Origin of the sequence: Pseudomonas sp. TSRC2-2, assembly GCF_049897785.1 — a bacterium.
Taxonomy (GTDB): domain Bacteria; phylum Pseudomonadota; class Gammaproteobacteria; order Pseudomonadales; family Pseudomonadaceae; genus Aquipseudomonas.
Map to the genome: position 1 here is coordinate 36,776 of NZ_JAFCWZ010000003.1, position 24,059 is coordinate 60,834.

23 protein-coding genes and 1 pseudogene are annotated in these 24,059 nt (G+C 57.4%); 16 read left to right on the forward strand and 8 right to left on the reverse strand.

What is annotated here, in order from left to right; translation table 11 throughout:
* The first annotated feature begins 11 nt into the window (after nucleotides 1-11).
* The 3 genes from ACP7D9_RS06115 to ACP7D9_RS06125 are packed head-to-tail and all read left to right on the forward strand — an operon-like array spanning nucleotide 12 to nucleotide 3,820.
* Entirely contained in the window at nucleotides 12-482 is a 471-nt protein-coding gene (locus ACP7D9_RS06115) for a hypothetical protein (RefSeq protein ID WP_101161683.1), read from the forward strand.
* A gap of 5 nt (nucleotides 483-487) precedes the next feature.
* Nucleotides 488-3,409, forward strand: coding sequence for a M23 family metallopeptidase (locus ACP7D9_RS06120; RefSeq protein ID WP_426156225.1), 2,922 nt, complete (start codon nucleotides 488-490; stop codon nucleotides 3,407-3,409).
* Nucleotides 3,410-3,820, forward strand: a complete 411-nt coding sequence (locus tag ACP7D9_RS06125; RefSeq protein WP_426156227.1) for a hypothetical protein — start codon at nucleotides 3,410-3,412, stop codon at nucleotides 3,818-3,820. It begins immediately after the preceding gene.
* 55 nt (nucleotides 3,821-3,875) lie between these two features.
* On the opposite strand, the gene ACP7D9_RS06130 is transcribed toward ACP7D9_RS06125, so the two are convergent.
* Complete coding sequence (locus ACP7D9_RS06130) at nucleotides 3,876-4,262, reverse strand: DUF6124 family protein (protein WP_426156229.1); 387 nt, start codon at nucleotides 4,260-4,262, stop codon at nucleotides 3,876-3,878.
* A 499-nt stretch (nucleotides 4,263-4,761) separates the two neighbouring features.
* Between ACP7D9_RS06130 and ACP7D9_RS06135 the strand changes: the two genes are divergently transcribed.
* From ACP7D9_RS06135 to ACP7D9_RS06190, 12 genes and pseudogenes are all read left to right on the forward strand, one after another.
* On the forward strand, nucleotides 4,762-5,511 hold the full coding sequence (locus tag ACP7D9_RS06135) for a lysozyme inhibitor LprI family protein (RefSeq protein WP_426156231.1): 750 nt from the start codon (nucleotides 4,762-4,764) through the stop codon (nucleotides 5,509-5,511).
* 368 nt (nucleotides 5,512-5,879) lie between these two features.
* Complete coding sequence (locus ACP7D9_RS06140; RefSeq protein ID WP_426156233.1) at nucleotides 5,880-6,140, forward strand: XAC2610-related protein; 261 nt, start codon at nucleotides 5,880-5,882, stop codon at nucleotides 6,138-6,140.
* 20 nt (nucleotides 6,141-6,160) lie between these two features.
* Nucleotides 6,161-7,525 (forward strand): lysozyme inhibitor LprI family protein, encoded by a 1,365-nt coding sequence (locus ACP7D9_RS06145; RefSeq protein ID WP_426156710.1) that lies wholly within the window; start codon nucleotides 6,161-6,163, stop codon nucleotides 7,523-7,525.
* Between the two features lie 139 nt (nucleotides 7,526-7,664).
* Nucleotides 7,665-9,059 (forward strand): TIGR01777 family oxidoreductase, encoded by a 1,395-nt coding sequence (locus ACP7D9_RS06150; protein WP_426156235.1) that lies wholly within the window; start codon nucleotides 7,665-7,667, stop codon nucleotides 9,057-9,059.
* 9 nt (nucleotides 9,060-9,068) lie between these two features.
* Complete coding sequence (locus ACP7D9_RS06155; RefSeq protein WP_426156237.1) at nucleotides 9,069-11,519, forward strand: alpha/beta hydrolase; 2,451 nt, start codon at nucleotides 9,069-9,071, stop codon at nucleotides 11,517-11,519.
* A complete protein-coding gene (locus tag ACP7D9_RS06160; RefSeq protein ID WP_426156239.1) occupies nucleotides 11,516-12,025 on the forward strand; it encodes a hypothetical protein in 510 nt (169 codons plus the stop codon). Before ACP7D9_RS06155 ends, ACP7D9_RS06160 begins: the two co-directional genes overlap by 4 nt.
* An 86-nt stretch (nucleotides 12,026-12,111) precedes the next feature.
* Nucleotides 12,112-12,567 (forward strand): hypothetical protein, encoded by a 456-nt coding sequence (locus ACP7D9_RS06165; protein ID WP_426156712.1) that lies wholly within the window; start codon nucleotides 12,112-12,114, stop codon nucleotides 12,565-12,567.
* A gap of 4 nt (nucleotides 12,568-12,571) precedes the next feature.
* Nucleotides 12,572-12,943: a hypothetical protein gene (locus ACP7D9_RS06170; RefSeq protein ID WP_101161665.1), complete on the forward strand. Its 372-nt coding sequence runs from the start codon at nucleotides 12,572-12,574 to the stop codon at nucleotides 12,941-12,943.
* 19 nt (nucleotides 12,944-12,962) lie between these two features.
* A complete protein-coding gene (locus ACP7D9_RS06175) occupies nucleotides 12,963-13,367 on the forward strand; it encodes a hypothetical protein (RefSeq protein ID WP_256589912.1) in 405 nt (134 codons plus the stop codon).
* A gap of 10 nt (nucleotides 13,368-13,377) precedes the next feature.
* Nucleotides 13,378-14,137 (forward strand): annotated as a pseudogene (locus ACP7D9_RS06180) (lysozyme inhibitor LprI family protein).
* A 58-nt stretch (nucleotides 14,138-14,195) separates the two neighbouring features.
* A complete protein-coding gene (locus ACP7D9_RS06185; RefSeq protein ID WP_426156241.1) occupies nucleotides 14,196-15,284 on the forward strand; it encodes a tetratricopeptide repeat protein in 1,089 nt (362 codons plus the stop codon).
* A gap of 65 nt (nucleotides 15,285-15,349) precedes the next feature.
* Nucleotides 15,350-15,787, forward strand: a complete 438-nt coding sequence (locus ACP7D9_RS06190) for a hypothetical protein (protein ID WP_426156243.1) — start codon at nucleotides 15,350-15,352, stop codon at nucleotides 15,785-15,787.
* A 58-nt stretch (nucleotides 15,788-15,845) separates the two neighbouring features.
* On the opposite strand, the gene ACP7D9_RS06195 is transcribed toward ACP7D9_RS06190, so the two are convergent.
* Nucleotides 15,846-16,208, reverse strand: a complete 363-nt coding sequence (locus tag ACP7D9_RS06195; protein WP_426156245.1) for a DUF6124 family protein — start codon at nucleotides 16,206-16,208, stop codon at nucleotides 15,846-15,848.
* Between the two features lie 368 nt (nucleotides 16,209-16,576).
* Here ACP7D9_RS06195 and ACP7D9_RS06200 point away from each other — a divergent pair, with 368 nt between their 5' ends.
* Nucleotides 16,577-16,960, forward strand: a complete 384-nt coding sequence (locus tag ACP7D9_RS06200; protein ID WP_016985803.1) for a helicase — start codon at nucleotides 16,577-16,579, stop codon at nucleotides 16,958-16,960.
* A 156-nt stretch (nucleotides 16,961-17,116) separates the two neighbouring features.
* Here the strand turns inward: ACP7D9_RS06200 and ACP7D9_RS06205 are convergent, their stop codons facing one another.
* The 6 genes from ACP7D9_RS06205 to exbB all read right to left on the reverse strand — a co-directional run bounded on the left by ACP7D9_RS06205 (nucleotide 17,117) and on the right by exbB (nucleotide 24,006).
* On the reverse strand, nucleotides 17,117-18,517 hold the full coding sequence (locus tag ACP7D9_RS06205) for an aminoacyl-tRNA deacylase and HDOD domain-containing protein (RefSeq protein ID WP_101161655.1): 1,401 nt from the start codon (nucleotides 18,515-18,517) through the stop codon (nucleotides 17,117-17,119).
* Nucleotides 18,518-18,596: 79 nt separating this feature from the next.
* Nucleotides 18,597-20,672, reverse strand: a complete 2,076-nt coding sequence (recG, locus tag ACP7D9_RS06210; protein ID WP_426156248.1) for an ATP-dependent DNA helicase RecG — start codon at nucleotides 20,670-20,672, stop codon at nucleotides 18,597-18,599.
* 9 nt (nucleotides 20,673-20,681) lie between these two features.
* Nucleotides 20,682-21,611 carry a LysR substrate-binding domain-containing protein gene (locus ACP7D9_RS06215; protein WP_426156250.1) on the reverse strand — a complete coding sequence of 310 codons (930 nt, stop codon included), beginning with the start codon at nucleotides 21,609-21,611 and terminating at the stop codon, nucleotides 20,682-20,684.
* A 263-nt stretch (nucleotides 21,612-21,874) separates the two neighbouring features.
* Entirely contained in the window at nucleotides 21,875-22,621 is a 747-nt protein-coding gene (locus ACP7D9_RS06220) for a TonB family protein (protein ID WP_426156252.1), read from the reverse strand.
* Entirely contained in the window at nucleotides 22,618-23,046 is a 429-nt protein-coding gene (gene exbD, locus ACP7D9_RS06225) for a TonB system transport protein ExbD (RefSeq protein WP_101161648.1), read from the reverse strand. The genes ACP7D9_RS06220 and exbD overlap by 4 nt, the downstream gene beginning before the upstream one ends.
* Nucleotides 23,047-23,052: 6 nt before the next feature.
* Complete coding sequence (gene exbB, locus ACP7D9_RS06230) at nucleotides 23,053-24,006, reverse strand: tonB-system energizer ExbB (protein ID WP_101161646.1); 954 nt, start codon at nucleotides 24,004-24,006, stop codon at nucleotides 23,053-23,055.
* Between the last annotated feature and the right edge of the window lie 53 nt (nucleotides 24,007-24,059).

Genomic DNA, 24,059 nt, shown 5'->3' on the forward strand with positions numbered 1-24,059 from the left:
GGATGAAGCGAATGCTCAACATCAGAACATCTCAGGCAATGCAGCGATTCAAACGGGCGCCGCTGCTTATTGCACTCTTGGTATTAAGCGCTTGCTCCCAAATGACGCTGGAGGAGCAGTTCACCGGTATTGAAACGTGCAACATCCATAACATTTTTCTCGACCCGGTTACCAACAAGCCAAGTGGCCAATATTTTATTGATAAAAAGCTTGAACCTTGTCGGGTTGATGAAGCTGCGTTTTATTGCGTGAACGATAAATTCTATGGTTTGACGGTCAGCCAGATTGCCATTCCGTATAAAGGCCCTTTCAGTGTTCACGCCATCTACTTGAAAGAAAGTCCAGTGGTAGTTGAAGCCGCCTTACGTGAGCGCTTCAAAGACTTAAAAATAAATCAGAGTGAAGGCAATGCTCCGATTTTGATCGCCGATCCAAAGCAACAAGGAAGTTCGATCTTCTACTGTGACGAGTACAGTGAGTAATCAATATGGAATATTTTAATCCAGGCGCGCCATTTCATTATACGAGTGCATGGAACCCTACTCGGGTGCATCCGGTGAGCGGGTTGGTCAGACCACACCGGGGTGAAGACTGGGCGGCACCCGCTGGAACACCCATTCCAGCAGCCGGCGCGGGAAAGGTTGTTTATAAAGGCGTCATGAATGGCTACGGCAATGTGGTCGTTCTAGAGCACGCGAATGGCGCTGAAATCGTGCATACGCTTTATGCACATATGCGCTCAGCATCGCCCTTGGCGATGGGGGCAGCAGTAGCAAAGGGTGGAACGGTCGGCCCGTGTGGTAACACGGGTATCGGAACCGGTGCCCATTTGCATTTTGAGGTTTTGAGGAACGGCACCAAAGGTCACCCCAACCTGGCGCAAGGTCATGCGACGGTGAACCCTCGTGGGTTCGATATCTCGAATCTGACGCATCCGGATAACGCAACGGCGGCCGCTCCTGCGGCAACACCTGCCACAACGCCTGCTGCCGCTGCGTCGACGCAAAAAATGAGTTTCCAATACCCGATCAGGAAGCATGGCGGCAGCCAGTTTGAGGATGCAGAGGAACTGTACAAAGCCTTGGAAGGCGAGACAGCCGGGCACTATTTGCTCGGAAGCAACCATTTCTGGCACGGTGGAATCCACATCACTAACGCCAGTGCACCACAGTGCATCAGGGACGAGCCTGTGCGCTGTATGGCCGATGGGGTAGTCGTCGCCTATCGCTTGAACAAGAACTATCTGACGTCGGATTTCGAACCGGCCAAAGGCTTGCAGTACTCCACTTCATTTTGTCTTGTTCGACACGAGTATGAATCACCCGCGAATGAAAAGTCCGAGGGAGTAAAAACCAATAAGCTGGTTTTCTTTAGCCTTTACATGCACGTGTTGCCCTATGAACTTTACACGGCAGAAGAAGAGAAAGCCCCTAGAGTAGTTGCCGTTGTTAACGGTGGCTGGCCTGCTCGAACACATCATAAAGACGATCCACAAAGTACGGTTGTGGAAAACATACCGTCGGGTGTCGAGTTTGAAATACTAAAAGAGCAGCCGACGGCTGACGGTAAATACAATTTTGCTCAGGGCAAAATCCTCAAGGGAAAAATTGGTGAACTCAAGAAAGATGATGTCGTCTGGTTCGCTACCGAAGAAAACGGTCAGCCCATTAAGAACAGCAAAAACAAGGAACGCTTGAAAACAGTGCTCCCACCCGAGCGCAAGGTTCCCGGCTACTGGAAAGGCATGGTGGAGGCTACGATTACCGCTCCGCGTGGTCTGAAGGTTCGAGGAGCTCCATCCGGCGATAAAGCAGGAGAACAAGTAGCTCCCGATCAAGTGCTGTGTACCGGAAATACAATCCGCTTTGACAGTGACAAGATCAAATGGCTGTTAGTGGATGGTAAAAAGTACCCCATGGCAGAATGCACTTTCGTTCCGTCGGCAGGCACAGGCCTAAAAGGCAAGGGTGTTTTACCTGCGACGTTCTGGTGCAGTGTGGACGATGTCGGGTCAGGTGCTGTTATCAAGAGAAAAAGCACAATTCCTACTGTTTTTGACAGTGTTGTGGTGTGTAATTCAGCAATCAAGGCGGGTGAGCCGATCGGTTATCTAGGTCTCTACGAAACACCTGCGGACGATAAAGGAAATATCAGCAAGAAACATCAGGTTCACATCGAGATTTTCAGCTCGGATGAGAAACTTGAAGAGTATTTGAAAAATCCTGCAGCATTGGTTGAAGGCAAAAAATATCTGAAGTTGAAAAAGGGTCAGGTATTAGCTGCCAAAGGTGGTACCGATCAGGCACCGGTATTCACTCCTCAGGAGCCCGGGTTACCAGCAGATACATTAGTGCCCGTTGATCGTCCAACCATTATTAAAGACAGTGCAGGCAAGGAATGGGTTCGGGCCACATTTCAGAGTGACGGCAAGCCGCAAACCGGGTTTATCGAAAAAGAAAAACAGGAAATAATCTGTCAGCATGATTGGGAGAAGCTTGGCTTCAAAGTCATCAAAGAGAGCAATGCCATAGCCGACGGGTTTCTGGATCCAGATGACATGCCCGCTTTCTTTAAGGAGTTGTATGCCAGGATTGATGCAAAAGGTACACAGGATAACGAAGTCACGTCTGCAGAACTGCAAAGTGCTTTGCGAGATCCTGAGATACGCAGCGAGTGGTCGAAACTGATTGCTTACCATCCAACGGAATGGCAAGCAAAGTCCACTGAGCCCAAGTGGGAACGGCTGAAAAAATTGATGAAGGACTCGCCTGAATTGCTCAAGCATGAGCAAGAGCGAATAGATAAGCTCGTGTTCTGGGATGAGATGGCAGGTGCCATGCAAATCCCGTTGCCAAGTCAGATTTATCATTTTCATCCGATAGAGTTCATCGGTAATTTCAAGGCCAAAGGTCCTGTTGCTCATGCTGGATTATTTACAGTCGCAGATGGCAAGGCCGCAATCAAAGTAATTTACGAGAAATACGGTAAAGAGATGGCGGTCATTATTGAGCGTATGTATCGCGATGAGACCGGCCACTTTGAATCCGGTCAATACGCGCATTGCGGAACCGGTGGTATGGAAGCTTTTGGTCAACCTCCATACTATGGTTGGGACAGTTCTATTTTTGAGGCCAATCCTGAATACACCCCCACCGGTACGTGGTCGGCGTTTGAAAACAAAGGGATGAGCGGTCAAGGCGGAAACGCACAAATCACCGACAAGAAGAAAGTTTTTGTCGTATTGCCTTCGGTGATAGCGGGTATGGAGTATAAGGCGGCCTATATCAAGCGGCACAATGGTCAGTGGGCACGCTGGCACTCTACCGATACGAATGTGCAAGCAGTATACAAAAAACACATTGAGGCGATTCGCGCTCGTTTTGTAGAAGCGTTGGAGAAAGGTGAATAAATGAAAGTCATGAAATATAAACGTATCAGCTTGAACCTGTTTTTTGGTTTTGTTTTTTCGGCTTTTGCCAGTTTGGTGTTTGCAGGTAACGATGAAACTGTTGATGCGCGCTCAGACAGTGCGGGTTGCTATGGGTATCTGACAGAGCTGGTTAGAAGCAGTAACTTTCCATTTCGTTATACAAAGAAAGAAAACATCAACTTGCTGATTGATGATGACAATGGAGAGAGAGTGCTCGCGCAGTTGCACTATGATACGTCGGGAGAAGGTATCGTCGGCTGGATCAAGTATTATCCGCAAGACAAAACCTTGTTTAATGCCTCGGCTGATCTTGATGAGCCGGTTGAATTGGTGTACGACAAAAAGTATTCAGAGCTTTATGAGAAGTGCGTTGCCAAGCTTAATAACTGACCGAAAAATAGCTTAACGGGAGACGGATTTATTTGAATCCGTCCCCTTCTTATCTTTACGTCTTCACTTCCTGCCTCGCCGCAATTAACTCCTCCAGATGATCCAGCGCACGCTCCACCGTAAGCTGCGCGCCATCGGCAATTCGGCTAAGGGCTAACGCTACGGAGCGGTTTGAGCCTTCGACATCGTCGGCTAATTTGGCAGCGATGGCGCTGATGGACAGCATGTCTTCGGAGGCGTTGGCCAGGAGGGCTTCCGAGTCGATGTCATTGGCGGCGGTGAAGAGTCTGCCTTTGCGGCGCTTGGACTGTTTGTCGTGGGGGGGCGTGAAGTAGTGGGCGAAGGCGCGGTCGGCGGCTCCTTTGCCGAGCGTCGCAGTGTCGAGGGATTCTTCGGCAGGGGCACCAGCACTTTCTGGCGGGTTGGGCGTTACTTTGAACATGGGCGTATCTCCGTCTGTAGGTAAGGAGCCACCACCGTTCGCTTGCACGCAAATAAGGTGGCAACTGTGCGCAGGTGTGCAAGACCGGGCAGACGGACCCGGCAGATCGCTCTCGAAAGAAGGTTCTCCCACGCACAGCCGCCATAGAGTCGATACCGCGAGCAGGGATATGCCTGATCAGCGACCAATCACGTTGCGCGTCGTCTTTTACCCGGACTTGCACGTCCGTGTCACCGTTTTTTGCGGTGACAAATCAAGGTTAACGGCGAACGGAGAGGTCGGATAGTTCATGGATGGCTCGGTGTCTTGCGGGAAATGTCCGACAAACATGACATCCGTTTAGCAGAAGATCGGAGGATCGTAAGTTCTGTTTAAACGTTTGCGTCAGAAAGTGGAAGGGTCTTACAGCAGGACACCTGTATTTGATTCTGAGGTTGAGTGGGTCAAATTCAGATCGTGTGAATTGCAGACTTTTATAGTTTTTCAAGGAAACCAAGGAATGAAGATTTTCAGATTCGGCGTCGTTTTTTTACTGTCCTTGCTATCGTCCCTCGCCCATGCGGAAGGCACGATGATCGCAACGGTGCTTCAGGCGGATTTTTCCAAAGATCCGGAAATACGACTGCTCGTGAGGGTTGTAGACGTAGGATGGGGGCCGGATGCGCCGTCCATGGCCCTTCGTAAAGATTGTCTGGCGAGGGTGAAATCGTCCGACCGTCCCGGCCCGGATCCTTGCTTTTCGATTGAAATAACCGAGAGCAAAAAGCAACGCGCCATTGTTCGACAAACGCTGCTGAATGATCCTCAGCGCTCAAGTGACCCGATCTATCTGGAAATTGTTTACCAATCGGAAGTCAGCGAGAGCGATCCGACCAATCACTATGGGCGGTCTGCCCGGCTGAAAATTGAAGAGAACGGTTTCTACAATTGGAACAACGAAACCAAGCAGGCATTGGCGGACGTTGTGTGGCCAACTTTGCCGAGTGGGACGCTTGATCTGGTCGTGACGGATACGGATGCACTGCTCAACCTGGTTTACCGGGAGCGCATGGAGCGGTTGGACGAAAAAGCACAGAAAGAGCTGAGAGAAACCCAAAGAGCCTGGATGAAGTTTCGCGATGCGGAGTGTCTGCCTGAGGCGAAATTGTATAAATCGGTGTTTGGGGAATGGTCGAACTCCTGCTTGATCCGCGCGACGATAGAGCGAGCGCGTCAATTGGCAATGGCTCCGGACAAGAACAAACAGTGAAGTAAAGCGTTTGAAGGTCACGGGCACTTATGAGTTGATGACTCAAGGCTCGCAGATCGTCTCGATGTCTTACACAAAGCAGTCCAGCGGCAAGGTGTACAGCTTCGGAATCAATACCAGCATCGACTCCTCTCTCGAGTCCGGATGCAAATGGGAGTAGGTCAGTACATGCAATTCAAAACTCTAGCGGTATCACTGCTCGGCCTGATGTGGACGATCCCGGCGTTAGCCGAAACCACCACGTTCAGTCAACCAAAGGCGTCGACGCGACGCTGATTCTCGAAGGCGCCAAGCTGAACATCGCGGTTAAAAGCGAAACGCACAGCGAGTCGCGGACAATCGCTTTTGAAGCCGAGAACGAACTCCACATGCAGTTCGACGATTTCAATTTCGACGGCGACAAGGATTTCGCGATCTGGCAGCTCGATGACGGCATGGGCACTTATGACTACTACCGAGTGTTCATTTATCAAGCCAAAACCGGCACCTTCGAAGAGTTGCAGCCGGACTGCGGCGATGGCTTCGTTAACCTGCGCGTCGACAAAAAGCGTAAAGCGTTGCTCAGCACCTACTGGGAAATGAACATACCCAAGCAATGCATCACCCGATTCACCAAACGCAAAACCTGAATGACTCAAGGATGAACACAGTGAACCATTTTGTTTTAACCCTTCTGGCCGTACTGCTGCCGGCTTCAGCCGCCTACGCGCAGGACGACTGCAGCCATGTCTCCTCAAACCTCGAAATGGTGCCCTGCTCGGAGGCGGCGAAGCAGGCTGCCGATACGCAATTGAACGTCAGCTACAAGCAGTTGATGACGCGGCTTGAATCGGACTATCGAACAGATCCGGCGTTGGGCGCGGAGTACGCCGCGAAGGTCAAAGAGTCGCAACGTGCGTGGTTGAAGTTGCGCGATGCGAACTGCCCTTTGGAGGCATTCGAAATCGAGACGGGGATGCCAGCGCATGTGTTTGCCGTTAACTCGTGTATCGCCAGAATGAGTCGCGAGCGCTCGGCATATCTGGACAAGATCGTCCCTGCTCTTGCATCCGACAAGAGCACTTCGACGGCACCCACCAGAGACGCTTGCCCCTCGGAGGAGTTCGCGCCTTTCCTGACAGCATTTTCCGCCAACAGCGAATCACAGCGCCGCCTGACTGCGATGACGGTCAAGTCGCTCGTGTTGAAGCCGGTAGCGGGAAAGGAACGTAGCACCTTTGAGCCTTCCACCTCGGGTGTCAGTGGAGCTACTTTTACCTACCCGCTGATGGCCGCAATCACACCCGGCAAAACGCCGGGAGTCGAGATCGAAGAGGTCGACGACAGTCACGTCAACGTGGTGGATAAGCGAGCGGGCAACAGCAATATCAAGATCTTCAACTTCTCTCGTCAGGCGTGCTGGGTGCTTGAGGGGATTGAGGATTGGTCGATCAGTGAGAAGGATCTTGTCGCAACACGTAATCCAGGAATGAGCCGCGCCGAGAACTTCTGTGATCAGCGTGCTGAAGCTTTAGGTGGGCTGGGGTTTCTTGAGCAATACCGGTTGACTGCCGAGCTGATTGAAGCGTCCCTGGAGAATTTTGTGTGCGCTGCTGAGTCGGGTGATGCACAGGCGAGCCTGTCGGCGGCAAGCCTAAGTCTTTCGCAAATGGCGTCTCAGTTGGAAACCCCTAAGGTTGAGGCTTTATTCAAAGCGGCTTCGAAAATACCAAAGGGTGCGATGGGCTATGCGACGTTTCTTTGTTCAGGAAACTCCACCGACTATAACGGCCCCTGCCTTCACCCCAAGCAGGCAGAAGAGCAGATTATTCGGGCGATTACCATGGGCTCCACGGACGCTATGACTTACCTGGCCTCTACCTTTGAGGGTGGGGAGTTGGGAACGAAGGATATATCGCGGGCGTTAGCCTGTTATCAAATGGCGGCTGACAAAGGTGATCAGTTGGGCCTCTTCAACGTGGGGCGATTGGGATCGTCAGCCACGGCGCCGATCAAAGCCAGCCACTGCATTTGAATGTCGAGGGCGTGGTTGAGGCGGTTTTGCACAAGTTTTGTCTGAATCCCTAACGCTAAAACGTTTAACGCTTGAGCATCCGACGACCGCGATTTTCCTTTAAACTCCCCACCCCCAAGGAATGCGCTCAGGACACGGAATGCCAGCCCCCTCGAACTCCCTTCGCCCAGCATTCGTGCTCTGGCTATACGCCGCCGCAATCGTGCACATTCTCGCCGGTCTCACCCTGACCTGGGCCGGTCATTCCGGATTACTCGACGGCTACCTGCACAATCTCGAACTCGCATTCTGGGGCACCGACGCAGTACCCACCGCCGGCCACGAACAACAAGTCTGGTGGCTCGCGCTGTTCGGCGCGACGCTGCAAAGTTATTCGCTGTACATGCTCGCGCTGGTGCACATCGGCAATCGCTTGAAAGCCCCGGCGGTGTGGGGCTGGTTGATCGCCGGCATCCTGTTGTGGGCGCCGCAGGACATGTGGCTGTCAGCGCAACAACAGGTCTGGTCGCACCTGTGGCTCGACGGTTTTGCGTTGCTGGTGTTGTTGCCGCCGCTGGTCTGGCTTTATCGCCATGACCGCCGAAAGTCTCCTGCAGTAAAGACACCGAGCCAATCCAACCCGTTTGCTGATGGCGCCCACAAGCGAGTGCTAATCACCGGCGGCACCGGGTTCATCGGCGAAGCCTTGGTCAATCGATTACTCGACGCGGGCCATTCGGTCAGCGTCCTAACGCGCGATCCATCGAACGCGGCCAATCTATTCAATGGCCGCATCCGCTGTGTGCATTCGCTCAGCGAACTCAGCCACAACGAAGCCTTCGACGTAGTGATCAATCTCGCCGGCGCCCCCGTCGCCGGGCCGCGCTGGAGCCCCAAGCGTCAGGCGCAACTGCTCGCCAGCCGAGTCGGCACAACCGAAGCACTGATGACCTGGCTGAAGAACACCAAGCAAAAACCAACGCTGTGGATTCAAGCCTCGGCCATCGGTTTCTACGGTGTGCGCGATGCCAGCGAAAGCCTCGACGAACGCGCCAGCAAGGGCGACGGCTTCATGGCCGAACTCTGTGCGCGTTGGGAAGCCGCCGCGCAACCGGCCACTGAGTTTGGCGTGCGTCAGGTGGTGCTGCGTCTTGGCGTGGTGTTCGGTCCCGGCGGTGCGTTGACGCCGCTGCTGCTGCCGTTCCGCCTGGGTTTCGGCGGGCGCATGGGTGACGGCCAGCAGATCATGAGCTGGGTGCATCGCGACGATGTGCTTCAGGTGATCGCACGGGCGTTCAACGACGACAGTCTGCGCGGCACCTACAACATGGTAGCGCCCGAAACGGTCACTCAGGCCGCGTTCGCCGAGCAGGCCGGCAAGGTCCTCAAGCGCCCGGTGTGGTTGCACATTCCTGCCGCGCCAGTGCGTGCAATGGCGGGGGAAATGGCGCAGCTGTTCTTCGACGGTCAGCGTGTGGTGCCGCAGCGTTTGACCGAGGCTGGCTACACGTTCCGTTATCCAACACTCGACGCCGCTCTGCGCGATCTGACCTGAGGATCGCTCATGAGCAAGCCGTTGATGTACCTGCTGGCCGGCAACGGTAGCGCTGCCGATTGGTGGGACGACGCGCTGCCACACTTCCAGCGCTACGACCTGGTGCCGCTGGAGTTGCCGGGCTTCGGCGCGAATCCGCAGATGCCTTGCGAGGATCTGGCGGACTACGCGCAGACCTTGTTGGCGATGACTGAGCAGGGCAGCGCGATCATGGCGGTCGGGGTCAATGCCTTGCTGGTGCTGCACGCGTTGCAACGTCGGCCCGGGCACTTTTCGCGCAGCGTTTTGCTGGCGCCGGTCGGTGCGTTTTTGTGGCAGCGTCGCTTGCCGGCGTTGATGTCGCCGCTGCCGATACGCAAGACCATTCACTGGCTGCTGTCGAACAAACCCACGCTGTTCGCGCGCAAGTTCTCCAACCAGACCTGGACGCCCGCGCAGTACCAGCGCATGGGCGCAGGCTATGCGCGCTGCCGTGCGTTTGTGCCGCACTGGGATCTGATTCGCGCCGACACCGCGTTGCCGCTGCTGGAGTGGATCACCGATCCGGTCGAGTTGGTTTGGGGCGATCAGGACGCTGTACTCGGGATCGAGCAAGCGGCAGCGTGGTCGGCGATTCTCGCCCGCGCCGATCTGAGCATCAGCCTGAAACCCGGTTGGGGCCATTACCCGTGGATCGACGCGCCCGCCGAATTCGCCGAGTGGCTGGAGTCGGGCGAGCGCGGGTTTGTCGCCCACACCAAGGGCGGGCGTTTGCGTCTGGCTGAACTGGCGCGGCAAGCGGTGCCGGCAGCGCTGACGCTCAACGATTGCAGCGATCCGCGTCTGCCGGTATTTCTTGCCGCCCAACCTGATGTGATCTGGGCGGTGCGCTCCTCCAGTTATGGCGAGGATCAGGCCGATTCGGCGAATGCCGGTTTGAGCACCACCTATCTGCGCGAGCCGTCCGCCAATGTGCCGAAACGCATTGCTGAATTGACGGCCGAAGGCGTCGAGGAAGTGGTGGTGCAGCGCTTCATCTCCCCGGTAGTGTCCGGGATCGCTTTCGTGCGCCATCTCTCGGTAGAACTGGAATGGGTGGAAGGCCATCTCGAATCGCTCGCCGACGGTCACGTCAGCCCCTCACGGGCAACGCTTTCGCGGCTCGGCGATGCGTGGCGCAGCGGCACGTTCACACCGTCCCACGGTTTGACCGAAGACCTGCTCTGGCATTTTCTGCAAGACGTGCTGCGCGTGTTCCACTACGTACCCGGCGACGTCGAATGGGCCTGGGACGGCGCGCAACTGTGGCTGCTGCAATACCGGCCAATCAGCGATTACGGCTGGCGCCGCCACCTGACCGCCGCCAACATCGCCGAGATCCTGCCGCCGCAACCGAGCGTGTTGGTGGAATACGCCCAACGCCGCGCGGCAGCGAGTATCCCGGCGATCATGGCGCGTTGGGATGCGCGAGTGTTGCAGGACAACGAGCCGTTCACCGCTGTGTTCGGTGGCGCGTCCTATATCAACAATGATCTGTTTCTCGCCCGGCTGGCCGACTGGGGCATCAGCGCCGATAACTACGCTGGTGAAGTCGGTGGTGCGACGCCGCATTTGCCGTGGCAGCCACTGAAGATGTTGCGTTCGTTGCCGCTGTTTTTGCGCATGCAACGCAAGGCTCGCGGCCATTTGCTGAGCCTTGAAAATGGCTTGCAGCGCTTTGATCGGGAGCTGGCCGAACTCGTCGCCCAAGCTGCCGATGGTCAGCAATTGGCAGACTGGTTCACTCGGTTTTACGTGTTCGTGGTGCAAGGCAATCTGTGCATCGCCACGGCACTGGCCAGCAGCGGTGGCGATTGGCTGGGCCGCCCGCCGACAGCTTACGACAACCTTGAAAACAGTCCGCATCGATTGCCGTGGGAAACCGATCCGGCCACCCTTCGGCCCGCGTCGAGCGATCTGCCGCTACAGCCATTCCCGCAATGGTCAGGGCTGATCCGCCTCGCGCATTCGACCGGCCTGCCGGGCCTGCGCGGTTACTACCTGCAAGTGCGCGAGTGGTATCGCGACAACCTCATGCGCATCTTCTTTCGTCTGCACCACGCCATGCCGCTGGCGGATCGCGAGCACTGGTTTGCACCGCACCCGGATGTGCGCACCCGCGATGGCAGCTTTTGGCAGGACGGTCGTGAAGGTGCGGAGCAGGCCACCGGGTTCATGATTTATCCGGGGCAGGTGCAAGGCATCCTCGGCGAGGACATCTTGCTCGAAGACACCCTCGATCCGGGGCGACATGCGCATTACCAAACCGCGCGGGCAGTGATTGCGCGGATGGGTGGGCGCTTGTCGCATGGCTCGACGTTGTTGCGCGAATTGCGCAAGCCGTCGGCGGTGATGCCGCAGGTGGATCCGGCGTGGGTGGGGTGTGAGGTGTTGTATCGGGATGGTGATTTGGAATTGATTAATTCGAAGGATACGAAGTGAAACGATTGCTGGTGTTATGTGTGAGCTGGTTGCCGATAGCGGTTATGGCGGCAGATGTTTGCAATCAGGAAACTGACTCAAAATATTTCTTATCGCAATGGTCGCAAAGCGGTGAATATCCGGAAGACATACTTTCCAGTCTTGATGGAAAAGAATTTTCTATCGATCCGGGCCACGTGGTTTTTCGCGGCGATCTAAGTGGCGATGGCATCGAAGACTTCATCTTCAATTCCCGCGTCGGCATTGGCTCATCAATGGATAGCACATTTGCCTTCCTGATCCAGTGCCGTGGTTATTTGAGGTATTCGGGCGGCGATTACTTCGCCGGGGTCAAAGTTCTGGACGGCCCACCCAAGGGGGGAGGTGAGTTCAAGGACATCGAGATCTATTCCTACATCCGCGATAAGCGCGGGCAGATCCGCTACAAAGGTGAAAAGGCCATGACCCGGCCACATCTGTGGCAATTCAACCCGCAGGCACAGCGTTATGAAGGGCAGGCTGAGTAAGTCGACGGTCGCCACTGCATTTACGGAGTTATTACGTGAAAGGATTTTCAGTTCTTCTCGGCAGCTTGATATCAGTTGCCGCGTCCATGGCCTTCGCTGCCGATCCAGCCTTCAAGGATTACACCGTCACGCCAGTTTTCACCGGCCCTAACCATAAGCTGGTGCCGCAAGAGAACAGCAACCCAATGATGGATCAGGCACGGGTGCAAGCCCTGAAAGGCAAGGTCAACTTCGCCGGCCATTACATCCTGCACAGGCTCGGCTGTGGCGGCAGCGCGATTTGCGGCGAAGTGCTGGACGCTCAGACCGGTGAAGTGGTTGGCGGTCTGCCGAATGCTTACGACGGCAGCACTTTCGGCATGGTTTACCAGCCCGACAGCCGTTTGATCATCGTTTCCGGCATTACGCTCGACGGCGAAGAAGATGCGCAGGGGAATGCGTTGGAAAGTGGTAACCGGGACCGTTACTACGAATTTGTGAAAAACGAATTCCGGCTGCTGAGCATGACCGACGTGGAATCGTCGCCGATGGATGAGGAGTGAGTGGATGAACCGGTTTTTCATTCGGCCTGTGCTGATTGCGCTGTTGTTTTTACCTCATTCGCTGCCCGCGACTGCCAGTGAAGGGAGTTGCTACGGCTACCTTACGGAGCTTGTCAGGAGCAGCGATTTTCCGTTTCGTTATGTCGACAAGGACAAGGTCAATTTGCTGATTGACGAGGATGACGGTGAAGTAGTGCGCGCTCAGCTGTTTTTCGACACCGACGGCAGCGGCACGATTGGCTGGATCAAATACACCACGGCTACCCACGAATTGCTCAACACCTCGGCCGAGTTGGATGAGCCGGTGGCGTTGTCATTCGACACCAAGTTTGCGGACGGCTATGCAAAGTGCCTGACAAAACAAAAGGCCGGCTAACGGCGGAAAGGATTTCTCAATGAATCAGCTTTTGTTCGCCGGGAGCGTGGCATGGTTGTTCTCTTCCCCAGCCTTCGCCGCGCCGACGGATGCTTACACCCAACGCGATGTCATGCAGTGTGGCGGTGTTGAAGTGGTGTTGGTTTCGTCCTGCCGATCCGTGACAGTGCAGGACACGGAAACCCACGTCATTCCGGTCTGCTCCGACCAGACCATCAACATCGGCGGCAAAGTGCTGCGGCGTGACATCGGCAAGGTTCTACAGCGTACGTCCGACGGTGCGAAAACGAAGATGCTGAACAACGTGGTCGTGGCGATGGATTGCGTGACAGGCAGCAAGGGCAGCCTTGTTTCGATCGGTGGATACGGCGGATGCGGTGCCTGCCCGGAGTGGCATGGGTATTACCTGCCAATCAGGGAATGAAAAATTGAACATGCTTGTGCGTTTTATCGCGTTGTCCTTTGGATGCCTGTTTGCCTCTTTTGCAATGGCCGAAGACGACTGCAAAGAAATCACCGTGAGCGCCCAGGTCGATCGGTGTGTGGAGGCGGCCCGCAAGGAAGCCGACACGCAACTCAATGCCAGCTACAAGAAACTGCTGGGACGGTTTGAGGCTCAACAGCGGCGCGACCCTGAGCAGGGTAAGGCGCTGGTCGCCATGGCCAGAGAATCCCAGCGCGCCTGGATCAAGCTACGCGACACCACGTGCCCGCTTGAAGCCACGGAAATCGAGCCTGGGGTGGCAGCGCATGTCACGACGATCAACAACTGCATGGCCAGACTGAGTCTGGAACGTGCTGCTTACCTGGACACAATCGTCACTGATGAGCCGGGTAATGTGGTCGATCTCAACAAGGTGTACATTTCCGGCTCCCAGCGCTTCGGCGATGTCGTGGCACGTTATGTCAGCACCTTTGGCAGCCCATGTCTGACGGTCCAGATACTGGCGCCCAACGGCGGTTGGAGAGTGCTGTCCTCCAAGCGGTTTTGCAGTTTCGAGGGCAAGGCTTTTTGGACGGACTATGCCGATGCCGGGTTTGAGGACTCATGCGTTTGCCGAGGATGGGTTGCACGTGACGCTCAGTTTGACGGAGCTTCGTGGGCTCGGAGAGAAGCGCCTTGCCTGTGTGATACCGATTCAGAGCGAGCAAATCAAAGAGCTGAAGTGTGGCGCGCTTGAGCCCGGTGCCTAATCAGGGCTCAATTGGGACGTATTTGGGCCTCATTTGATTGAATCAAGGATTGAAGAAAGTGAAACGCGTATTGCAGGGCGTTCTCTGCGCTCTAACTTGTTGTGTCGCTGTGCCGGATTCTCCCGCGCTTGCTGCGCCCCAAGTCCTCAAGGAAATTCCGGCTAGCTTGCTGGGTGATGCATCACGGCAAAAGGTGTTTGTGCTGGCGGGTGATGCGGACGAAGTTTCTAACCGATTGTTGATCGCGTCGGAACAAGCGCGTGACGAGGACATCTTGCTCGATACGTCGAAGGCGCTGCCTCTGATCAAGAGTCATTACTCGTCTGCGCTTCAGGGTGTCTTCAGCGTCCATGTGCTCAAAGGTCGCCCTGGCGTCATGACAGTCATTGATCCGCAGGCTGAGGAAGCTGTGGTCAAGCAGCCGTTCGTTGAGGCTAGGGATTACATCGCGCTGGTAACCAGCGAGGAAGATAACGCTGTTTACAACTTCAACCTGTTGTTCGCCTTCAACAGAGGTTCAAAGCAGTTTGAGCTGAAAGCTCTGCTGGAAGTGGCGAACAACGACTCCTGTGATCGGTCGCTTGTCAGCGTAGTGGAGTTACCGGTGCAGACATTGGGCCCAATCACTCTCGCTTCTTTCGATGGGCGTGAAGCGCTGCAGAAGCTGCAGGTTGCTCGTACTGGCAGTATTGAGGGCGTTAGAAAGAAATTGATGACCGTCAATTCGGCTGATTTGCTGGATATGGCGCTGGCAGCCTACCGAAAGGGTGATGACTCTTCCTTCAAGGATACGATGAGCTACGCGTTGATGGGCGGTGGCTCGCATGACACTTGTCCCCCGGATAGCTATATCGTCGCAAAGTACTACTACCCGCAGCGTCCCGGCTGGTCCAACGACCTTGGGTTTTTACTGGGCGAGGCGGGTTACTACGCTGAGTCGATTGAGTTGCTCAATGCAGTGATTGCCAACCACCCAAACAGGACGGTTGCTTATCTGAATCTCGCTGACAGTTATTGGGCCGTGAACGATAAAGAGCGGGCGATGGCGGCATACAAGCAATACTCATCGCGAATATCTGAAGCGGGGAAGGCTTCGAAGATCCCGGCGAGGGTGGGTGAGCGCAGTGCTGGAGTCTCCAAGAAATGATTCGGTTCCCTATTCCCGTAAAGTTCGCAGAAATGCACTTTCAATTGCCCATAAGTCGCTAAGGAATGATCGGTTTGAAATCGTCGTTTGCGTTTATTTCTGCGCTTCTGCTAATACCGCTGACTGCCCTAGGTGAGGTTACCACCGAGGTTTCCTGCTTCCGTTCGTTGGAAGGCAAGAACATCAATTTCGAGTTTCGATCCTATTACGACACCGTCTCACGGTGGAGCGGAGCAGGGGTCAAGTACACGAAGTCCCGAAAGGTCATTCCCCTTGTCTATCGGAGCGTCGAAGAGGAAGTCATGGCAGAGGGGCGGCCCTCTCAGTTCACTACAACCTGGGTGGAGGTGTCCGAAGACTCGCTGACAGGCGAATATGAAATGGTCAGCCAAGGTGCTCGAATTTACGGGATGACTTACACGAACTACAAATCCGGAAAGAAGTATTCATTTGAACAAGGCATCACCATGGATGCATCTCCAGAGACAGGCTGTCGGTGGTAAGACAGGGATCATCGAGAAAGGGGACTCAACGCCCCCTCTTTTTCATCCGCGAATCTCGCTAAGATTTGGCAGCCAGGTTCCGCACTTCAATATGGTCAAGCGTCCCTTCCACCATCAATCGCACCCCGTCCGCCATTCTGCTCAGGGCCAGTGCAACTGAGCGGCGGGAGCCATCTATGTCGTCCGCAAGATCCGCAGCGATGATGCTGATGGATAGCAGGTCTTCCGAGGCGTTGGCCAGGAGGGCTTCGGCGTCGATGTCCGGGTTCAGGCTGAACAAGCCTTCGCGGCGTGGGACCGGTGGATGGCCGGGGTTGCCCAAATGGTGATCGAGGGCGCGTTCGGCGGCTTCATGTAGTTTTCTTGAGTCGAAGGATTCGTAGGGGGAGGTGTCCTCGGTGTTGGTCGTTGAATTGGTCATCGGTGTAAATCCCTTGGAGTAAGAAGAAATTGCTCCCGAATTCGGACTTGCACATCCGGTCACCGAATACCCGATGACGCAGGAAGCCTATCGGTGATCTTCAAGCTCGCCTAGTTCATGGACAGCCCCGCACTTTGCAGGAAATTTCCCATAGATTCGCGGGCCGGAAGATCAAAAGATCGCAGGCTTCGCCAGCTCCTACAGGGATGTGTTTCAGCAGGAGTAGGACGTTGCCTGCGGAATCGTGACTTGGCAGTCATCGTGCGGGAAATGGTCTGCATCCTCTTCCAATAGAGTCAGATACTGGCGTTATCATCCGAATCCCTTACACTGCCCCGGCCGTTCATTTTCCTTTTGAGGCTGTGCGCATGAAATTTCGTTTTCTCTTGTGGATGATGGGTTTGTTGATGGGTAAGGCCAGCCGGACAAATCCTGCGTTCCAGCAGCAGTTGGGTGACAAGGATCTGGTGTTTCAGCTGCAGACGCTGGACGGGAAAGTGGCGCGGCATTTCGTGGTCAAGGATCAGCGCATCACCAGCAAGTCTGGCGTGGTGGCGGAGCCGGCGTTTGCGATTGCGTTTAAGGATGCCGGTTATGGCTTTGCGACGATGCAGGCAAAGAACAAGCAATTGGCGTTTATGCAGGGCATTCAGGACAAGTCAATCCAGCTCAAGGGTAATCCGGCGCTGGTAATGTGGTTTCAGGGGTTGATGAAGTATTTGGTGCCGAGGAAGGCTAAGCCTAAGGCTTGAGCCTTTGGTGACGCGGAGCGTCACGGGATGCATTCCCACGCGGAGCGTGGGAACGATCAGATGTGGTCAGTTGGACCGTGGTGGATTCATCGCGAGCAGGCTCACTCCTACAGGGATTACCTAATCTTGTAGGAGTGAGCCTGCTCGCGATTGCGTTTATGCCTGGCTGAACTGCGAGGCCAGTTCGCGCAACAGGACTTCGGCTTCCAGGACTTTGCTGACGACGTCATTGGCTTTGTCGCGTGTCAGGCCGACACGCTCAAGCAGGGCGTCGGGAATGTCTTCATCCGGGCCGGAGCCAATCCCGCGACCGCGCAACAGGCGCACGGCCAGGCAGACGAGGTTCGGGTATTCGGCGTAGGCGCCGTCGTAGCTTGGGTCGTGCTGGAAGCGCAGGGCGGTGGCCAGTTCGTCCGGCATGTCCCAGTAGCGCATCAGCCACGAGCCGATCTGTTCGCGGCTGATGCCCAACAAGTGTTGCTCGATGTAGCTGTGGCACAGGTGCGGGTTGACCTCCAGGTGGCGGCAGATCAGCGAGAAGTGCGGCGGGAACACGTGGGCCAGCAGCAGATAACCGAAGTTGTGCAGCAGACCGGCCAGATAGGTCAGGCCGGCTTCCGGGCGCTGGGCGCGTGGCATGGCGCGGGTCAGGCCTTCGATGACGGCGGCGGTGTAGATCGATTGCTGCCAGTACGGCGTGGTGTGTTGCGGGTGGTCTTTCGGCAGGCTCAGGGTCTTGCCGAGGGCCAGGCCCAGCGCAAGGTTGATCACCAGATCGAAGCCGAGTACGCGGACGATCGCGTCTTCCACCGAACGAATCTTGCCCGGCGAGGCGTAGTACGGCGACGCCGCCCAGCTTACTACTTGCGCAGCCAGCGCCGGGTCGGTTTCAACCACGCCGGTGATGTCGTCGATGGTGGCGTTGGGGTCGACGCGCAGTTTGATGATTTTTTGCGCGGTCTCGGCCAGCGGCGGAATCTCGATGGTCGCTTCCAGACGCTGCTGGATGCGCCGCGCGGTGAACGCTTGCACGGCCTGGGTGATTTCCTCGCGGTCATCGTCCGGGCGGTCGAGGTTGGGGCGGATGCTGCTCAGGGCTTCGCCGAAGTTGGCTGCGCTGGCTTTGGTCAGCATGGTCTTGAAGTCTTCGCTGCTGATTTCCAGCAGCAGGCCCGGCTCGCCGGAGTTGATCAGCAGCTTCGGCTCGCGCAGCAGGCTTTCTTCGTAGAGGCACGGCGAACTGGTCAGCGCCGGCAGCCCCGGCAGCAGGCTCAGGTTGTGTTTGCCGAGCATCTTTTCCAGGCGCTCGGTGGAGACGGCGGTCAGGCGCCGGCCGGTGAGTTCGGCAAGGCGATTGAGATCCAGCAACTGGCTCTGTGGAAACAGCACCATCAACGCGCCAACGGCATCGTCGAGCAACACGGCCTGGACCTTGCGCGAAGCATTGAGGCCGTGATGATCGAGCACTTCTTCGTAGGCGATACCCAGCTTGCCGAGCAACAGCCGAATCACAGACGGTGCGTGCGGGAGTTCGGGAGCGAGAGCTGCGTCAGTCATGGTCTGTATCCGTTTTTGAAACAATGGCAGGAGTATAACCAGCTTGTTCGCAAGGTTCTGTCAGAAACTGCGACCGTGCTCACACTTGGCCGTATTGCTGCCCATGCCGCAGCCAGCGGTCGAGCAACGGGCTGACGTGGGTCGGCCAGCGTTCCAGCAGGGCTTGCGCAGCGTCGCGCACAGCGGGCAACAGATCGGCGTCGCGCATCAGATCGGCAACCTTGAATTGCAGCAGGCCGGTCTGGCGGGTGCCGAGCATTTCGCCGGGGCCGCGCAGTTCGAGGTCTTTCTCGGCGATGACGAAACCGTCGTTGGTCTCGCGCATGATGCCCAAACGCTGACGGCCGATTTGCGACAGCGGCGGATGGTAAAGCAGCACGCAATGACTGGCCGCGCTGCCACGACCGACGCGGCCGCGCAATTGGTGCAGTTGCGCGAGGCCGAGGCGTTCGGGGTTTTCGATGATCATCAGGCTGGCGTTGGGCACGTCGACGCCGACTTCGATCACCGTGGTGGCGACCAGCAGTTGCAGGTTGCCGGCCTTGAATTCGGCCATGACCGCAGCTTTCTCGACCGGCTTCATCCGCCCGTGAATCAGCCCGACTTTCAATTCGCCGAGGGCGGCGGTGAGGTCTTCGAAAGTGGTTTCGGCGGCCTGGCAGGTCAGCTCTTCGGATTCTTCAATCAGCGTGCACACCCAATACGCTTGTCGACCCTCGGCACAAGCGCCGCGCACGCGTTCGATGACTTCAACGCGACGGGTGTCGGTGACCAGCACGGTGTTGACCGGGGTCCGGCCGGGCGGCAATTCGTCGAGGATCGAGGTGTCGAGGTCGGCGTAGGCGCTCATCGCCAGCGTCCGAGGAATCGGTGTGGCGGTCATGATCAGTTGATGTGGGCACATGCGCCCGCCAACGCCTTTCTGTCGCAGAGCCAGACGCTGCTGCACGCCGAAGCGGTGCTGTTCATCGATGATCACCAGCGCGAGGTTCTTGAACTGCACTTCGTCCTGGAACAGGGCGTGAGTGCCGACCACCATCGGCGTGCCGCTGGCGATCTGCTCCAGCGCGGCGACGCGGTTTTTGCCCTTGAGCTTGCCGGCCAGCCATGCGACGTCGATCCCCAGCGGTTCGAGCCAGCGCTTGAAGGTGATGAAGTGCTGTTCGGCGAGGATCTCGGTCGGCGCCATCAGTGCGACCTGATAACCAGCCTCTAGCGCTTGTAGGGCGGCGAGGGCGGCGACCACGGTTTTACCCGCGCCGACGTCGCCCTGAATCAGCCGCAGCATCGGTTCGTGCTGGCTGAGGTCGTAGGCGATTTCGTTGCCGACACGCTGTTGCGCGCCGGTCGGGTTGAAGCCGAGATTTTTCAGGTATTTCGGCGGCAGCGTGGTGGCTTTCGGCATGGCTGGCGCGCGCAAGGATCGCATGCTTTCGCGCAGACGCTGTTGCGACAGTTGATGGGTGAGCAACTCTTCGAACGCCAGACGATGCTGCGCCCAGTGATGGCCGAGGGCGAGTTCGTCGACATCGGCATCGGCGGGTGGGTTGTGCAGATAGCGGATCGCATCGGCCAGCGGCGCCAGTTGATAGTCGCGGGCCAACTCGGTCGGCAGCCAGTCGGGCAGCGTGCTCGGCTTGAGCAGCGTCAGGGTTTGCATGCACAACTGGCGCAAGCGCTGCTGGGTCAGGCCTTCGGTGAGCGGGTAGACCGGTGTCAGGGTTTCGTCTACGGGCGGCGGTTCGTCGCCGGTGATCGCGCGGTATTCTGGGTGATAGATTTCCAGACCCGACGCGCCGGGCCGCGCTTCGCCGTAGCAGCGCACCCGCGTGCCGCGTTTGAGACCCTCTTTCTGCGCGTTGCTGAAGTGATAGAAGCGCAGACTCAGACCGCCGGTACCGTCCTGCAAGCGCACGACCAGACTGCGCCGACGGCCCATGACCACGTCGGCACCGCTGACGGTGCCTTCGACCACGGCGTCCTGCCCCGGCCGCAATGCGCCGATCGGCACCACGCGGGTGCGATCCTGATAGCGCAGCGGCAGGTGGAACAGCACGTCCTGCAAATTCTCGAGGCCGACCTTGGCCAGCTTCTCGGCCATGGCCTCGCCGACACCCTTGAGTGCCGTCACCGACACTTGCGACAGCTCCGTCATGACGCTCGCTTAACCGGCCGAAACCGGCGCGGCAGGCTTGGCCACCGAGCACAGGCGAATGGAGTCGGCGAGGATCTCGATGGCTTTCGGCCGTGGGAAGCTCGCACGCCAGGCGATCGCCACGGTGCGGAATGGCACCGGTGCGGTCAGTGGGCGTACTTCGATCACGCCCGGGGCATAGTGATGGCTGTCTACCGCGGACAGCGGCAGGATCGAGATGCCCAGGCCGGACGCGACCATGTGCCGAATGGTTTCCAGCGAGCTGGATTCCACCGTGGTGTGCTTGGCGCCGTCGTTGCCCTTGGTCAGAGTCGGGCAGGCTTCGAGCACCTGATCGCGGAAGCAGTGGCCTTCACCGAGCAGCAGCAGGCTCTTGTCATTGAGCAGGCCAGCGTCGATGGTTTCCTTTTTGGTCCACGGGTGCTGGGCCGGCATCAGGACGTAGAACGGCTCGTCGTACAGCGGCAGGGTCAGCACGTCGGCTTCGTTGAACGGCAGGGCGATGATGATCGCGTCGAGTTCGCCGTTGCGCAGTTTGTCGCGCAGCACGTGGGTGAAGTTTTCTTCGATGTACAACGGCATCTGCGGGGCGACCCGGTGCAGTTGTGGAATCAGGTGCGGGAACAGGTACGGGCCAACGGTGTAGATGGCGCCGACTTTCAGCGGCGCGGTCAGCTGATTCTTGCCGGCCTGAGCCAGTTCGCGAATGCCTTGGGCCTGTTCCAGGACTTTCTGCGCCTGAGCGACGATGCCTTCGCCGACCGGGGTCAGGCGCACGGCGCTTTTGCTGCGCTCGAAAATCAGCACACCGAGTTCGTCTTCAAGTTTTTTCACGCCCACCGACAGCGTCGGCTGACTGACGTGGCAACGCTCGGCGGCGTGGCCGAAATGCTGCTCTTGGGCGAGGGTAACGATGTAGCGTAATTCTGTGAGGGTCATAGCAAGCGTCCATGAAGTTGCGCGCCAAGCATACCGGCTGCAATCGATAGACGCACGTTATCAGACTGAGGGCTGAGTGCGACACCGGGCGATGTGGGTTTGCCGCAGGCAGATACGCAAAAGGCACCTTTCGGTGCCTTTATCTCGATCTGACGCTCAACACATAACCCCTGTGGGAGCGGGCTTGCTCGCGAAGAGGCCGTGTCAGTCAGCATCACATTGACTGACACACTGCATTCGCGAGCAAGCCCACACACATTGAATCAGCGGCGTCTCTCGAGGGAATAAACAAACGGCGCAACAATTTCGATCGAGCCGTTGTTCAGCATGTCAGCCGGCGGCTTGGGCAGCGGTTGGGCACGGCGGATCATGTCCAGGGTGGCCCGGTCCAGATCAGCGTTGCCGGAGCGGCCCACCAGTTCGAACGACAACACATTGCCTTCGCCATCAACCACGAAACGCAGACGATTCAAGCCTTCCTTGCCCCGTGCCTGTGCGCTTTGCGGGTATTTCTTGTACTTCTGCAAATGCGCGAGCAGGGAGCCTTGCCAGCTGGCCTTGGCCGCCAGTTGCGCTGGCGATGGGCCCGGTGCCGGCTGGGCGGATTTCTCCGTCGGTGCCTGGGTCGGTTGGGTGTCGGCCGGCTTTTCCTCGGAAGGTTTTTCCTTCGGCGGATCAGGCAGCTTCTTCTCGACCGGCTTCGGCGGTTTCGGCTTTGGCTTCGGCTTGGGTTTCGGTACGGCGATTTCCGCTTTTGGTGCTTCAGCCAGTTTCGGAATCGGCAACTCTTCCACCGGAGCCGGTGGCTGCGGCGGTGTGACGACTTTCGGCGGTGCCGGCGGTGGCGGGGCAGGTAACGGGGCCAGCTCGACCATCATTGCCTGCGGCGGCAATTCGATGGGCGGGCGGGCAGTCCAGTTCAGCGCCAGCGCGATGGCCAGCGCATGCACGCCCAGCACCACGGCCAGGCTACCGCTGTAACGCGTCAGCTTATGGCGCGTCGTGATCATTTCTTGGCTGCCGTCTCGAGACCTACCAGGCCGACCTTCAGGTAACCGGCGGCGCGCAGGCTGTCCATCACGCTCATCAGGTCACCGTAGTCCACGCCTTTGTCAGCCTGGAAAAAGATGGTGGTGTCTTTCTTGCCCTGAGTCTTGGCGTCGAGGGTGGCGCCGAGTGCTTCGGCTTTCACTTCGTCGTCACCGAGAAACAGGCGCTGGTCAGCTTTCACGCTGAGGAACACCGGTTTCTCAGGCCGCGGCGCCGGTTTGGCGGTCGAAGCGGGCAGGTCCACCTTGATGTCCACGGTGGCCAACGGCGCGGCAACCATGAAGATGATCAACAGCACCAGCATCACGTCGATGAACGGCGTGACGTTGATTTCGTGGTTCTCGGCCAGATCGTCGTCTGCGCCTTCTTTCAAATGCAGGCCCATGGCCGATTACCCCACTTTAACCATGTGCGGCTGCGAGCTGCGCTCAGGCTGGTGGTCAAGGTCGCGGCTGACCAGCAGCAGCACTTCTGCCGATGCGTCGGAAACCTGCGCCTTGTAACCGGCGATGGAACGAGCGAACACGTTGTAGATCACCACCGCAGGAATCGCGGCAACCAGGCCCAGTGCGGTGGCCAGCAGCGCTTCAGCGATACCCGGCGCGACGACGGCAAGGTTGGTGGTCTGGGTTTTGGCGATGCCGATGAACGAATTCATGATGCCCCACACGGTACCGAACAGGCCGACGAACGGCGCGGTTGAACCGATGGTGGCGAGGACGCCGGTGCCGCTGCTCATGTTGCGACCGCAGGCAGCTACCAGACGCTCGAGGCGGAAGCTGACGCGTTCCTTGATGCCTTCCTTCTCGCGGCTGTTGACCGACAGGCGCATCTCTTCGAGCGCATCATGCACCAGCACGTTGGCGAGGGTGCCTTCCTTGCCGGCCGTGGCGCTGGCTTCTTTGAGGGTGGTGGCTTTTTTCAGTGCGGCAATTTCGCCTCGCAGACGACGCTTGGCGCCCATCAGCTCGAAGCCTTTGGCGATCCAGATGGTCCAGGTGATGATCGACGCGATGGCCAGACCGATCATCACGATTTTCACGACGATGTCGGCGTTCTGATACATGCCCCATGGCGACAGGTCATGGGCCATGCCCAGGGTGTTGTCGGCTTCGAGGACTTCAGGCGCTTCGGCCGCATCGACAGCCTGCACCGGATCGGTGGCGGCGGGTGCAGCCGGAGCGGCAACGGGTGCGCTCTGTTCGGTGGCGGTTGGGGTTGCTGGCGCTTGAGCGTCGGCGAAGGCGGCGGTCGGTGCCAGCATCAGGCTGAGCAACAGAGCCGCGACAGCGCTCCAGGCGCGAGGTCGAATGGTTGGCGAAGCGGGAGTTTGATTACGTGTCATGCTGGCCGGACCTGAGATAGAAAAACGTTGTTGCTCTTCCAGGCCTCGTGAGG